9 protein-coding genes are annotated in these 12,936 nt (G+C 54.5%); 5 read left to right on the top strand and 4 right to left on the bottom strand.

What is annotated here, in order from left to right:
• Nucleotides 1-7 precede the first annotated feature (7 nt).
• Together ACYCZJ_RS02150 and ACYCZJ_RS02145 are read left to right on the top strand one after the other, a co-directional pair.
• On the top strand, nt 8-877 hold the full coding sequence (locus ACYCZJ_RS02150; RefSeq protein ID WP_461552579.1) for a tyrosine-type recombinase/integrase: 870 nt from the start codon (nt 8-10) through the stop codon (nt 875-877).
• Nucleotides 878-2,249: 1,372 nt separating this feature from the next.
• On the top strand, nt 2,250-3,038 hold the full coding sequence (locus ACYCZJ_RS02145) for a DNA-binding protein (protein ID WP_461552578.1): 789 nt from the start codon (nt 2,250-2,252) through the stop codon (nt 3,036-3,038).
• Nucleotides 3,039-3,120: 82 nt separating this feature from the next.
• Here ACYCZJ_RS02145 and ACYCZJ_RS02140 read toward each other — a convergent pair whose 3' ends face one another.
• Nucleotides 3,121-3,810 carry a hypothetical protein gene (locus ACYCZJ_RS02140; RefSeq protein ID WP_461552577.1) on the bottom strand — a complete coding sequence of 230 codons (690 nt, stop codon included), beginning with the start codon at nt 3,808-3,810 and terminating at the stop codon, nt 3,121-3,123.
• Between the two features lie 2,030 nt (nt 3,811-5,840).
• Between ACYCZJ_RS02140 and ACYCZJ_RS02135 the strand changes: the two genes are divergently transcribed.
• From ACYCZJ_RS02135 to ACYCZJ_RS02125, 3 genes are all read left to right on the top strand, one after another.
• Nucleotides 5,841-6,206 carry a hypothetical protein gene (locus ACYCZJ_RS02135; RefSeq protein ID WP_461552576.1) on the top strand — a complete coding sequence of 122 codons (366 nt, stop codon included), beginning with the start codon at nt 5,841-5,843 and terminating at the stop codon, nt 6,204-6,206.
• Nucleotides 6,207-6,244: 38 nt separating this feature from the next.
• Nucleotides 6,245-6,814: a hypothetical protein gene (locus ACYCZJ_RS02130; RefSeq protein ID WP_461552575.1), complete on the top strand. Its 570-nt coding sequence runs from the start codon at nt 6,245-6,247 to the stop codon at nt 6,812-6,814.
• A gap of 83 nt (nt 6,815-6,897) precedes the next feature.
• Nucleotides 6,898-10,134, top strand: a complete 3,237-nt coding sequence (locus ACYCZJ_RS02125; RefSeq protein WP_461552574.1) for an IPTL-CTERM sorting domain-containing protein — start codon at nt 6,898-6,900, stop codon at nt 10,132-10,134.
• A 563-nt stretch (nt 10,135-10,697) separates the two neighbouring features.
• On the opposite strand, the gene ACYCZJ_RS02120 is transcribed toward ACYCZJ_RS02125, so the two are convergent.
• The 3 genes from ACYCZJ_RS02120 to ACYCZJ_RS02110 all read right to left on the bottom strand — a co-directional run bounded on the left by ACYCZJ_RS02120 (nt 10,698) and on the right by ACYCZJ_RS02110 (nt 12,859).
• The gene (locus ACYCZJ_RS02120) at nt 10,698-10,862 is read right to left on the bottom strand and encodes an RHS repeat-associated core domain-containing protein (protein WP_461552692.1); all 165 of its coding nucleotides are present in this window, start codon (nt 10,860-10,862) and stop codon (nt 10,698-10,700) included.
• Between the two features lie 499 nt (nt 10,863-11,361).
• Complete coding sequence (locus tag ACYCZJ_RS02115) at nt 11,362-11,556, bottom strand: hypothetical protein (protein WP_461552573.1); 195 nt, start codon at nt 11,554-11,556, stop codon at nt 11,362-11,364.
• A 313-nt stretch (nt 11,557-11,869) separates the two neighbouring features.
• Nucleotides 11,870-12,859, bottom strand: coding sequence for an RHS repeat-associated core domain-containing protein (locus ACYCZJ_RS02110; RefSeq protein ID WP_461552572.1), 990 nt, complete (start codon nt 12,857-12,859; stop codon nt 11,870-11,872).
• Nucleotides 12,860-12,936: the final 77 nt, after the last annotated feature.

Raw genomic sequence — 12,936 nt, 5'->3', positions numbered from 1 at the left:
CGAAAAAATGGCAACGGTCAGTCGGCTACCCTCGGGAGCTTATCGGGCGCAAATCCGACGGAAAGGGCTTGCGACTGAGCGGCAAACATTCAGAACCGAGCAAGAGGCAAAGAACTGGGGAATGGTGCGGGAAGCGGAGCTAGTGGCGGCTCAAAATCTCGGGAGCCCGCGCCTAGTGGCCAGGGCAACTTTCTCCGAGGTCCTGGAAAAGTATTGGGAATCACCTGGCTACCTGGACAAAGCCCCGGCGACACAAAAACGCGAGCGGGTAGCAGCGAAAGCCCCGGTGCAAAGCTTGGGCAGCTACGCTATCAGCATCATCACGGGGCACCAGGTACAGGCCTACTTCGACGCACGCAGCAAGGCGCAAACGCGAAACGGGCGGATATCAGGGCACGCGCTAAGGCTCGAAAAAGCCCTGTTATCAGCCGTATTCACCTATGCAAAACGAAGAAACCTCGTAGAAATCAATATCTTGCGGGACTCTTTCGAGCTGAGAAAATGTGAATCGAGAGAACTACGAATCACGCCGTTGCAACAATCGGTACTCCTTGTCCTGGCGGAAACCCTAAGCAAAAAAAACACGGGAAACCCGAGCGTATTCCCTTGGCTGACCCTAGTGCTAGAAACCGGAATGAGACCGGGCGAGGCGGCGAAAATTGAGCTAAACTGGTTGAATCTGCGAGATAATCGGATCGATGTACCGCGCATCGGGCAAAAGAAACGATCAGCGCGGGTCGTCATGATCACCGACGAAACCGCAACGCTACTGGAGCTGCAAGCGCAGCGAGCGAAAGTAGCGGGGTCCCCCTACATCTTCTACTCCACCTCGACAAAAAACGGGGAAATTGTACCGTTTGCGTACTCTGGACCCTGACGGCGGATTGCAAAAAAACTGGAACTAACGGGTGGAGCACACGCGGCGCGACACGAATACATCTCAAGGCTTTTTGAGGAAACCGAGTTGAGCGACTCGCAAATAGCTCTCCTCGCCGGCGACCTCAGCACGCTTTCGCTCGAGCCGTACAAACACCTACGCGCAACAAAGCTACGGGGACAGCAAACGCACCAGGCCGAGTTAGCAAAAAAACAGCAAGTAGAGGCGGTAGCTGCGGTGAGAAAAGCTTTCAGAGCGCGCATCGAAGCAACGCGGGCGGAGCAAGGGCTTTCGACGAGCGTGATACCGGGCGGTCCTAGCTACTCCGACGCTTAAAGTACATTCCAATCCAGGTTTGAGTCTGAACGATCGGTTTTGACTTTAAACCATATATCAAAAAAGATTCTGGTTTGGGGGTCTGTGGATATGGAGTCACCTGAAGTAAAACCAACCACCAGCACAACATGCCGTTCAGGCGTTCACGTTCGAGCAGAATCACTGTTCACGTTCATCAGAATACGCAGGCCAGGCAAAACGATGAAAACCCATTGGGAATGCAGCGACTGGTGCGTATTCCACGCCAAACTGGACTGGTATTCAGTGGTACCGCTGAACAGCAGAAGTGCGGCGTTGCTCAGGTTTGGCTGCAGCAATCCGCAGGAAACGCATCAGAAACGGCAAGGACGACTTCCTGCGATTTATCGACACCCTCCCCCACACTCCATTCTTACAGTATTCAATGGCTAGCTTCCTGGCATCTCTGAGCAGGCTAAAGTAGCTTAGGGAAACACCATGCCGAGCACGAATCACCGCCACACAAAAAAGACGGTGTTGAGCATGGTTGAATCGTCGCCCTGCGTCGGAAGTTTAACCGGCAAAAAAATATCTGTTGGGATCTCAGGTTGTGGCTATATGATCGGCTGTTAAGCGCCTCGTCTTTGACCGTGGATCACCAGGGAGAGATCCTTCAAGGTCATCCGGACTGAACCCATCTCTACGGTACCAGCAGCCGGTTCAAGCCGGACAGATGAGCGATACATGCGGAACGGGGTAAGCCCGTAATGCCGCCGGAAACGGCAGGCGAACCGCAAGGAACGTTGTTGGCATTGCGGGTAATGGAATGCGGAAAAAGCGAAGGCCTCCCAGTAATCGGGGGGGTACAGGCTGGGACAGTGCCTATTTTGCCACATTTTGTGACGACATTATCTAACAACCGTTGCCATCCCAAGCAAAATCCGAATCCACTCTGTATGACGTGCACGCCCCCCCATTTTGCGTGCCGAGACCGAATCTGCTTGACATATACCATAACATAACATAACGTATCATACGTAACGTATCGAAACATAACATAATAAATTGGAGTGACAGTATGGCAAGGGAATCCACAATAACTTACGAGCAAGTAGCCGACGCAGCCGACAGGATCAAAGCTCAGAGCGGAAAGGCCACTTCCCGCGCCGTGCGCGATGCGCTGGGTACTGGCAGTATGGCAACCGTCCTCAAGTTTTTGCAGGAATGGCAAGCCGGTCAAGCAAGGCAAGGCCAAGTAATTGATGAGACCCTGGATCCAGCCATCAACCGCGCCATTGGCAATCATATCGCCGCCAAAGTACAAGAATCCACCGCCAATGCCAACGCACGGCTAGCAGACCTCCAAGCGGAAGCCAACACCCTCATTGCAGAAAATGAACGCCAGACCGCCGAGCTTGAGTCTCAAGCCGCTGTGCTGGCAATGCTGCAAGAGCAGCATGCCGCTCTCGCGGGTCGCGCACAGCAACTCGCATCCGATGCCACCCTCACCGCTGCCGATCTGTCCGCCGAGCGCCAGGCCACCGAAGCGGCGCGGGTCGCACTGGCAAAAGCCGAACTTCGCCTGGAGGCTGTTCCGCAGATCGAGGTGGAAATTAAGAAAGCGCGCGCTGAATTGCTCGAAGCCCGCACCCACGCCGCCGAGCTCCACGAAATGGCAGCCGTGGCAACCGCGAAGCTGGAAGCCGAATTGACGCTGCGTAAAAACATCGGGGCACAACTGATTGAAGCCGTGAAGCAACGCGAAGAAGCCGCGCAACGCGCCCTGGCGTCCGCAGAAGAAGCCGCCGAACTGCGGGGCCAGCTTGCAGCTGAAAAGAAGTCTACGAAACCCTCAAAGGCTGAGTGATTCGCAACAGACTGATAAACCGCATCTTAAATGCCAAACAATTGGCGAGGGGAAATGCACGAAATTCGCTGGGTTATAAAACTCATATCTCAAAATCCTCCTGCCAAAGCTTCTGCATCCGCATCACCGGCAACTCGAGCGGCGCCAGCCCCGGCATACCCAGTTTCACCAGCATCCGACTCGCATCGAAATGCAGGCGCAGAACCTGCGACCGAACCCCCGCAAACTGCGGCATCTCGCGCAACAACTCGAAAATGTCCGTGACTGATTTAACGTCACGCGCCTTCACCCGTTCAATCAGCAACGCCTGCCATTCCCGGAATCGCATCGGCGTCATGCGCCAGGTCCAGGTCGTGGTTTTGGGCTGGTCCGGAATGTAGTTCTTTTCCAACTGAAACAGTTCATAGTCATCGCTCAACAGCCGCCCCTCCAGCGTGCGCGCATCATGCACCGCGCCGGGTAAGTTATCGCTGGCGGCAAGCCCCAGCTTTCCGCCCGTCGACAGCATCCACCAGGGAATGTCCTCATCTTTCGCGCTTGCCATCGGATGCAATACAAGGTGCACGGAGGCGCGTCCTGTGCGCTTGCGGTATGCCCGTGCCGGCGCATCCGCACGCAAGGCAAAGTCGGGATACTTATCGATCAGCCTGGGGATGTGTTGCACGGCGATGCGATCCCCTGACCAAAAGTAATGCCCTGTTGTCACGAGGCGCTGCATATGCTGCATCAGCGCCGTCATATTGCGCGGTGCCTTGATCGGTTGGTTTGCCATGACAGGCTCCTTTATGGTGATGGAACCTCGTATAGCGATCGCTCATTCGATTAGACAAAAACATCTCTCAAACCCGCATGACTGCTATTCGATGAGAATGCTGGTGAATTCAATACTGAACTGGGAAAAGAAAATAGAAGAAAACCGCGCGTCGGTGCCTATACGAAGCAAGGGCAAAACTCTTCGATGGAAATTGCGGATGCGTTCCGGTGCGCCAACACCTGCTGCTTATTTGCAGCAGGGGCGCGCCAACGCCCCTGCTGTTTCGTCTATGCCGACTGTGTCGGCAGCCTTGCCAAAGGCGAGTCGTGTGGCGCCGTGTGCTCGTAATGGAGCTTGCACGGTGCGAGGGGGAGGTGGCGGAGTAATCCTGTCTGTACACAACAGACAGCGTAATCCCGCCGCTTTATCCCATGCCAATCACCTGGGAAGGTGGGACTGGTGCGAACACGAAAAGGGCCCGGGGAGCAAATGCCCCGGTGTCCCTGATCATCTGGAAATTGAGTGCGAGTCTCAACCACGGGATGCGGGAAAACCGCATAACGTGTGCCAGACAGGATGGCTGCGAAATCGTGCACAGTGATGTGCACCTCGGCTGGACAACGCGAGTGCGTTGGACCCGTCGGGCGAGCGTGTGGTGAACCAGGGTCGCACCTGGGAAGCTGCAAGCCGCGCTGAGAGCTTAAACCTGTAACAGCGCCCATAACAGGGTGCCGTCTGGAAAGTGCAGAAGCCGTATAGGGCCGATAGTGCCTGCAATTTGGTGGAAGCGTCATGGAGTACAACGGTTTTAGAAGTAAGACAGGGTCTTCTCCCGGTTCTCCCGTCTGAAACAGGGTATCCAGCCCCTTGCCGTTGCCATGGCGTGAGCCAGCGGCGTTCCTGCATGAACGCAAGAAGTTGATCTAAGTGGTGCGAAATGCGCCGAGCAGCGCGCCAGGGTGGCACCTGGCGCGACGGATGTAACGAATCCGCAAAATCTGTAACGCGTATGAGCGTGTTTCTTCGACGTTGACGTTTGGCCGAAAGCCAGATCGAGTTGTGGAAACGACACGACGAGAAGTAGACGAGTCCGGTTGGTAGCCGGACAGCAAGCGAAAACTGCAGCCTGCCTGGCGGTAGGCTGCAGACCGGATTCACCCTTGGCGGGGTGGATTCGGCCGGGAAGCGTGGGTATTACACGCTTCGTTGATAATGACGGCCTGCGGTGCAGGCCGGTGGCATGGATTTCGGCGTTTGGCGACGCCGGGATGGATGCCAGTGAAAGTTAATTCAAGGAGGAATCACATTTTAAATTCGGCCCGACACCTTTGTGTCGGGCTTTCTATTGCGAGATCAAAATGAAACAAATCGACGACACGGGTGCAGAACTGGCAGTCACAGCTTGCTCCAATTGCCGACAGACGTTTGACGATGGTCAAGCTCATTTCCAGTGGGACAAATCAATGCACAGCCTGCTAGATTTAGTGGCAGATAACTTGGCCGCTTAAGCGACGTCTGGCAGTCCTTGCAAAATGTCTATCCGAAGCCCATCAATATGCCCTGATCTCGACCATGCTGGTCTAGCATCACGAAATTAAAAAGGGTATCCATATTTTGCGGTTGATTTCCCCATTTTATGAGTCAGGCGTTTTTGTTGTGTAAAACGTAGTTTGCGGTTGAAATGACAAACTCGGTCAGCGGCCAAAGCTGTAACTGAGTCACGCCTGGGTTAAATCACCAGACATGGGTTGCTTGAGTAGCCTGGTCATGCCAAGCGATGGATCAGGAACAGAATTCAGCACCCAGCCCACCCCGCTGCCCCCGTCATCATGCCCTCAGTAGACTGTGCGCGGACAACCTCTCTTCGAGTCCCGACCCTCCACCTGCCACACGGCGGCGCATAGGCCAAACGGGCTAGGAAAGCTGAAGATTAACCCTCATTACCTGTCATGAACGCCTTCTAATCTGACCCCAAGAAATCCAAAAACTCACCCAGGGAACAGGCTGACCAGAGAAAGCTCAGTCTCATCTCCACGAAAGGGAAAGTCATGCTCAGAAAAATCAGTCTCATCTTCTTATGGACCTTCTTCGCCTTCACAGCCCATGCACAGGGCGACGTGGCCAATGTCACTCAACTGCACATCCGGCTCAAAGCACAGACTCAACATCCGCCCAAAACGCCCCTTACTGCGAACGAGGCAGCGGACTTGAGCGCTACTGCGGGCGTGAATCTCACCTCCAACGCGGTCACGCCGGACAATGCCCACCTTGTCGGCCTGCCGCGCGCCATGACCCGAGCCGAAGCCTGGGCGATTGCCACCAAGCTCTCCGCACGTCCCGATATCGAGAACGTGGAACCGATCGATCCAGAGTTCAACAAGCGGCCACCCAACACCCCACCCCTTCTTCATTAATGACTGTCGAGTTTGTTCAAATGCGAGAAGGAAAAACGATGCGATCGGCTATATGCGGCGGAATGGGAATTTTGCTATGTTCATCGTTCTTCAGTGGTCTTTCGGTTGCCGCGGGGGAAGTTAAAAACTTCTCCTTTCCGGTTATCGTCCGATTCTCAAGCGGCGTCACAGCGCCATTCACCCCCGAGTTTATTGGCGCATTGACCCGTGATGTGGGCGTTACGCTTTCGTATCTCCATGAAGAGCCGGATGGCAATCAAGTATTCCAGGTAAATGGTCTATTTCCGGATCTTCAGTTAGCTGATCTATTGCACCGCTTGCAAATGCGTGGTGACGTCATTTCAGCTGTAGAAAATGGCACATTTAATTCAAGCGAGTTTCCTCAGGTCATCGTCAAGTTTTCCGAAACGGTTGCCGATCCAAGCCTTCCTGCCTTTGTATCGCGTCTTTCTCAGGACGTGGGTGTGACACTTGCATACTTGTTTGAAAAAGGCCGTGGAGACCACGTATTTCGTGTAAACGGCCTCACACAACCTGCACAGATTTCCATTATTCTGGAACGCCTGAAGAAACGCAAAGACATCGTCTACGCCGATCCTGGCGGATGAACCCCGCCCGTGGAGATGAGTGAATGACTCTCATAGCTTCCGCGCTAGCCTGCGACCACGATTTCTCACCAGGGAGAAGAAAAATGATTCGCCGTTGCCTTTATGTGGTTCTTGCAATTTCAACATTATTTTCACTTGCCGGCCCAACTTGGGGTGAAGAAACCGGCATTCTCCATGGCCCAATGTTGCGTGATCTCAAGAAGGAAGAGGCTACGCCGAGCGTCACGGAAATTGTGGTTACGCTCAAGCCTCAAGTGCGTACCTATGTAAATCGGCACTACGACTGGGGTAATGGGACAAAGGAGTACCGGCGCGAAGAGGCGCCTATGAGCGCGGAAGAAGTCCGCAAGCTTAGCAAAGCGGCGGGCGTCAACCTAAAGCTAAAGCCAAGAAGCTTGTCCCATGAAATTCGTGTCCTTCACGAAGATCCGCCCATCAGTGAGGTAGAAGCGCGCAAGCTTAGCAAGGCGGACGGCCTCGAACTCATCGAAGAACACCATCTTCTTTTGCTACCGCGTGCAATGACGCCACGGGAAGCGCAAATAATCGCAGATAAGATCGCGAAGCACCCTGATGTGGAGTATGCGAGTCCAAGCCTCACAGGCTACGAGATGCGTATTCCAAACGATGCCTTGTATCAATCTTTGCAATGGAATTTCCAGCAATCAGCAGGCGGAGTGAACCTTCCGCCCGCTTGGGATACCGACATCGGCGGCACCAATATTGTGGTCGCGGTTCTGGACGGCGGCATTCTGCCCAATCATGCCGATATTATTGGGCGCACCGTGCCTGGCTATGATTTTGTAAGCGACCCTGTGATTGCGAGTGATGGCAGCGGTCGCGATGCCGATCCTACCGATCCGGGTAGCTGGGTGACACAAGCAGATATTACTGCAAACCCGAGTTCTCTTAGTGGCTGCGTCATTCCTCCGGGACAAACAATGATTCCAAGCTCTTGGCATGGTACGCACGTCGCAGGAATTGTCGGCGCCAACAGCAATAATAGCTTTGGGATTGCTGGTGTTAATTGGATATCCAAGATACTCCCAGTGCGAATCTCCGGGAAATGCGGGAAAGGAGCGGAGCCAGATCTTCGAGACGCAATACTCTGGGTGGCTGGAATCGCGAGCGGCGGGACGCCGACCAACCCCAACCCTGCCAAGGTACTGAACATAAGTTTCGGTGGCAGCGGTGTTTGTCCTCCAGATCTTCAAGCTGCCATCAACGCTGCCGTCAAAAAGAATGTAGTCATAGTCGCAGCGGCGGGCAACGGCGATGGCACCAATGGTGTTAACGCAGGTAATACCTGGCCCGCCAATTGCGCCAATGTCGTAACGGTCGGTTCGGTAAATAGGCAAGGCGGCGAAAGCCAGTTTAGTAACTATGGCAGTGTGTTGGCACTCAGTGCGCCCGGCGGCGAGAACACGGGATTCCCCGTCGACTGGATCAAATCCACGGGCGACAGCGGCACGACAACAGCCGTCAACGACAACGCCTATATAACCATAGTTGGCACCAGCCAAGCTGCACCCCATGTGTCCGGGGTGGCCTCGCTCATGCTCTCCGCCCGGAGCAAGCTTAACTTCCGGCAAGTCCGTGCCATGCTGCAAAAGACGGCCCGGGTGTTTCCGACCGGCACCGGACGCGACTGCACCCCTTTGCTTTGCGGCGCCGGCATATTGGATGCGGCTGAAGCGGTACATGTGGCCGAGAGTGGCGTGGGTGGCGGCGAGTATCACTCTGTCGCTTTGCAGGCCAATGGAAGCGTGGTCAGCTGGGGATACAACGGCAACGGACAACTGGGTGACGGGAGCAGTTTGGGCGTAGTACGCGCGTATCCAGGCCCGATCTCCACTTTAAGCAGTGGCGTCACCGACCTTGCCGCCGGGGATTTCCACAATACCGCGGTAAAATCGGACGGCACCGTCTGGGCCTGGGGCTATAACGGTTACGGGCAGCTTGGTAACAATGCCACCGTCGATCAAGGCACACCCGTACAAGTCGCTACGCTAACTGGCGTAACCGCCACCGCCGCCGGCTATGATCATACCCTGGCGCTGAAGTCGGACGGCACGGTGTGGGCCTGGGGGTATAACTTCTACGGGCAATTGGGTGATGGTACTTATGTGGATAAACTGACGCCCGTGCAGGTTACTGGCTTGACTGGCATCGTCGCGATTGCCGCTGGAGGAAAGCGCTCCATTGCGCTCAAAAATGATGGCACAGTTTGGGCCTGGGGGATTCTGGCAAATGTAACCGACGCTTTCAATGCCAGCGAATCGAACACCCCCATTCAGGTGCCTGTATTGACCGATATCATCGCAATTGCCGCCGCTGGCGATGCAACGGGCACCGTAGACAATGATACTGCGCTGGCCCTCAAGTCAGACGGTACCGTCTGGGCTTGGGGATACAACTCGTTCGGCCAGATGGGAGACGGTACCCTTAGCTCCAGGTATCTGCCGGTACAGGTCAGCGGATTGACCGATGTGATTTCGATTGCTGCTGGCGAAAGATATTTTGCGACGGCAGTGAAATCAGATGGCACGGTATGGGCCTGGGGAAATAATTACGATGGCCAATTGGGAAATGGCAGCAGCGGCAATCTGGTTTACAGCACAACCCCAGTTCAATCGCTAGGCGTAACCAAGGCCGTGGCCATTGCCGCGGGAGCCGGGCATGTGCTTGCTCTAGACGCTGACTTGACGATTCAGGAATGGGGCGCCAATAACGGCGGCCAACTGGGCAATGGCACCACATCCAGCGCGGCTCAAACCACCCCGATAGCGACGCATGGCCTAGCGAATATCGGTACCTACAACACCGCCAATGCCACGACCGCGCAAGCGGATATGTCCGTGATATTAAGCGCAACGCCTAATCCGGTTGTGACGGGTAGCCATTTGACTTACAGCTTCACGGCATCGAATCCAGGGAGTGGCATCGCCCCCAATTCTGTAGTGACCTTGGCCCTGGCCGGATCGGCTACGTTCGTATCGGCCTCGGGCGCGTGCACGCCGAGTAGCGGAACCGTTGTCTGCAATTTGGGAACCATGAATAGCGGCTCGGCCACCGGCTTGCAGGTTGTTGTCACACCCATGGCAACGGGTGCGCTCAGCGCCACGGCCTATGTGTCGTCGGACGCGGTCGATCCGAATGGCGCCAACAATTCTGCCGCCGTTTCCAGCACGGTCAACGCGCCCGTGGCTGCCGCCAACGATACCGATGTTCCCACGCTGCCGGAATGGGGCGTTATTCTCATGGGTAGCTTGCTGTTGGCGAACATGGCTTGGGTAAGTAGGCGCAAACAGCAGCATTGAATAGCTTGCGAATTTCGAGGTGTGCTGTGCTGACAACTTCCGGGTATCCCTGCTTTAATCAGCAACCGTTCATCCCTTCCGATAATGACCCGCCGATGGATTGCCATCGGCGGGGGCGCTAGTGGGCGTCACAATCCACGTGAACGATTCGAATCTGCGCGTGCATGTCTTGGACTAGCTCGCGGCCTGGACACATGTTTATCGCACTACCTACGACCCTGCAACGAGCGATCAACACAAGTACCGAAGAACTACGGCGTGAATATATCAACACTGACGCGGTGGGTCGAGCTGGGCGAGATTTAACCTGACTTCAACCGCAAAATACGGATACCCGATTTTTTGTGGATCACAACGAAATAACCCCGGTTTTCAGTCCGCAAAATAAAACCACTCCGCGCCGTTATTGGCCTTCATGAACCCAAAAAAAACACAGTTTGCGGACTGTAAAAAGCCTCGTGGTTAAGCCAAACAACTAGTGGAATACGCAGTTTCAGCGAGAGAGGCATTACCGGATGCTCCAAAAAGTCTATTATTTTGAATATACGAACGCCCCCAATCAATCAGGGCCGAAGCGGAAGTCTGCTTCGTATCAAAAACCGCATCGAAGCTTCTCCCCTGCTGCACAGTCCGCTGAAACACTCCCGCACCCCAGCAAACCCCTTCGGATCTTCCGAGATGAATCTGCCGATGGTGGGATCGTAATACCTGGCTCTGTACTGATAGATCGCCGGACTCCACCACCAGCTGCCACCTCACGTGAAGTTTTGCCGCTTACCGCGTCGCCACGGTAAGAATCGCAACAATCCCACAAAACTTGAGCCAAACGCAATGGTGACAAGAAGCAAACTTAGCGCACCTCCCCACCACACGGAATAGTGGCCACGCCATAAGCTCGGCCCTAATAACAAAAGGCTTGCCATGAACCCTAGTGCAACACCAGCGATCATTGATGTTTTAAAGGCAGCGGTCAGCTTGCGCCCATATTCTATGTTTCGATGTGCATATGGAATCAAAAGGATAAGGGTAACTAGCGTGAGCACGGGAGCGACTAACATCGCTAACCATCCTGTTGCGACAGCGACACTTCCACTACCGGGAGGCCCGGGCCACGGCAGGCCAAAGACTATTACAATTCCGTAGCCTGATAAAACGAGCACACTCAACAATATTACAAACAATGTCCACGCTGCACTTGAGACCATCTTCTTCATCTGATCGGGGCTATCAGGGTTTGGCATAGACTCCCAGCATCTGGTTGGTATTGGGCTTGTTCGGATAAATCAGGAAACCTCCTGCTGCGCCTGACCCGAAGCTGGCACCGCCGCTCAGGTCATTGAACGAAGCGCCTGCGGTGGGCGCGAACGGAGAGGAGGAACCCGATGAACTTGCAGGCGTCTCGCCCAGCTTCTGTCCGATCACCGTTGCGACTGTTCAACTTTTTGACAGTGCTACAACTGCCACGTGCCTAATAACAACGCATAAAATTGATAAGAGCGCGCTAAATACTATAGACCACCAATCGTAGCCCCATAGAGTTCCTCGCCTAAAAATTACATCAATGCAGGCCAATAGAAGCATACCCATAAAGACTATCAATCCAATAGTCATGAACCCCTTTAGAAGGTGGAGGAGAAGCTTATGGTACAAGTCAGCGTAGTTTCGGGACATTTCAATTTTTATTGTGGGGCTTTGTCACCACAACTATTGTGATCATGATGGTATTGCGCTTCATTTAGGGTTTGGCATAGACGCCAAGCATCTGGTTGGTGTTGGGCTTATTCGGATAGAGCAGGAAACCGCCTGCCGCACCTGATGCTGGATTGTCCGTCACCTCTTCCCAACTGACATGTCCAGTAGGCTGCGCAGGAATCGTATTACCGAATGGGTGCGTGGTTACAGATGAATTTTGCGAATAACTGAATAAATTCTGCAAACCGTCTACTATATTTCCTAGCGTTGGGGATACCATTGAAGCCGATCCATAACTCCCCAATGGCGCAACCCAGATTCCCACACCTTCGCCGACCCTAGGTATCGAAACACCACCTGAGTTTGGTAGGCTCCCTTTTGGACCCTGAACGCTCCCACCAAAAGATATAGGTCCAAGTCCAGCATCTACTTCTGCATACCAACCACTGTCTGTGCTAAATACCGATTTGAGCGGCCCTTTGGACGTGGACATGTTTCCGCTATACCCATATCCTAAATATCCCCCGCCTCCGCCCATTCCATTCACCTGTGCACTACCAAACACTTGATAGCCGCGCCAGTTTTTGGGGTCATCTGGTACAGATATCCCTAAAGAAATATTTCCGCCAAGGCCAAGTATAACTGCTGCCACGGTACCCCCAACTGAACCGCTAATTTGTGTATCAAACCCACTCGGATCATTGGCATTGATGGGATTATTCCCCACATAGGCGTACCAGTTGCTGCCGCTGCCCGCAAACCCCTTCGGGTCTTCGCTGATGAATCTGCCGATGGTGGGATCGTAATATCGGGCTCTGTACTGATACAAGCCCGTTCCGTCATCTTCACGCCCCGTGAACTTGAGCCGGCTGACCGGCGTGCCGGTCGTCGATTGCGTCTCGCCGAACGCCCAGAAGGTAAATGCTTCCTGCGTGCCGCCATTCGGCTGGGTCGCCGCCACCACGCTCATCACCTGATCGTGCTGGAACATCACCGGGGTCAGCTTGCCGCCCTGGTAAGTATAGCCTGCCACCAGTTCGTCGATGGTGCTGCCTCTGCTGGCTCGGTAGGCGTACCGCTGCGCGCCCGCTCGGGTTCGCATAAGGGATG

The organism is Sulfuriferula sp. (genome assembly GCF_054605375.1).
The sequence above is the reverse complement of the archived record's forward strand: the minus strand, read 5'-3'. Positions and strand labels throughout refer to the sequence as shown.

What these genes read in the sequence shown, in the direction of transcription:
- ACYCZJ_RS02150 (WP_461552579.1), top strand. Translation starts at nt 8, where the DNA reads ATGGCAACGGTCAGTCGGCTACCCTCGGGAGCTTATCGGGCGCAAATC.
- ACYCZJ_RS02145 (WP_461552578.1), top strand. Translation starts at nt 2,250, where the DNA reads ATGGCAAGGGAATCCACAATAACTTACGAGCAAGTAGCCGACGCAGCC.
- ACYCZJ_RS02140 (WP_461552577.1), bottom strand. Translation starts at nt 3,810, where the DNA reads ATGGCAAACCAACCGATCAAGGCACCGCGCAATATGACGGCGCTGATG.
- ACYCZJ_RS02135 (WP_461552576.1), top strand. Translation starts at nt 5,841, where the DNA reads ATGCTCAGAAAAATCAGTCTCATCTTCTTATGGACCTTCTTCGCCTTC.
- ACYCZJ_RS02130 (WP_461552575.1), top strand. Translation starts at nt 6,245, where the DNA reads ATGCGATCGGCTATATGCGGCGGAATGGGAATTTTGCTATGTTCATCG.
- ACYCZJ_RS02125 (WP_461552574.1), top strand. Translation starts at nt 6,898, where the DNA reads ATGATTCGCCGTTGCCTTTATGTGGTTCTTGCAATTTCAACATTATTT.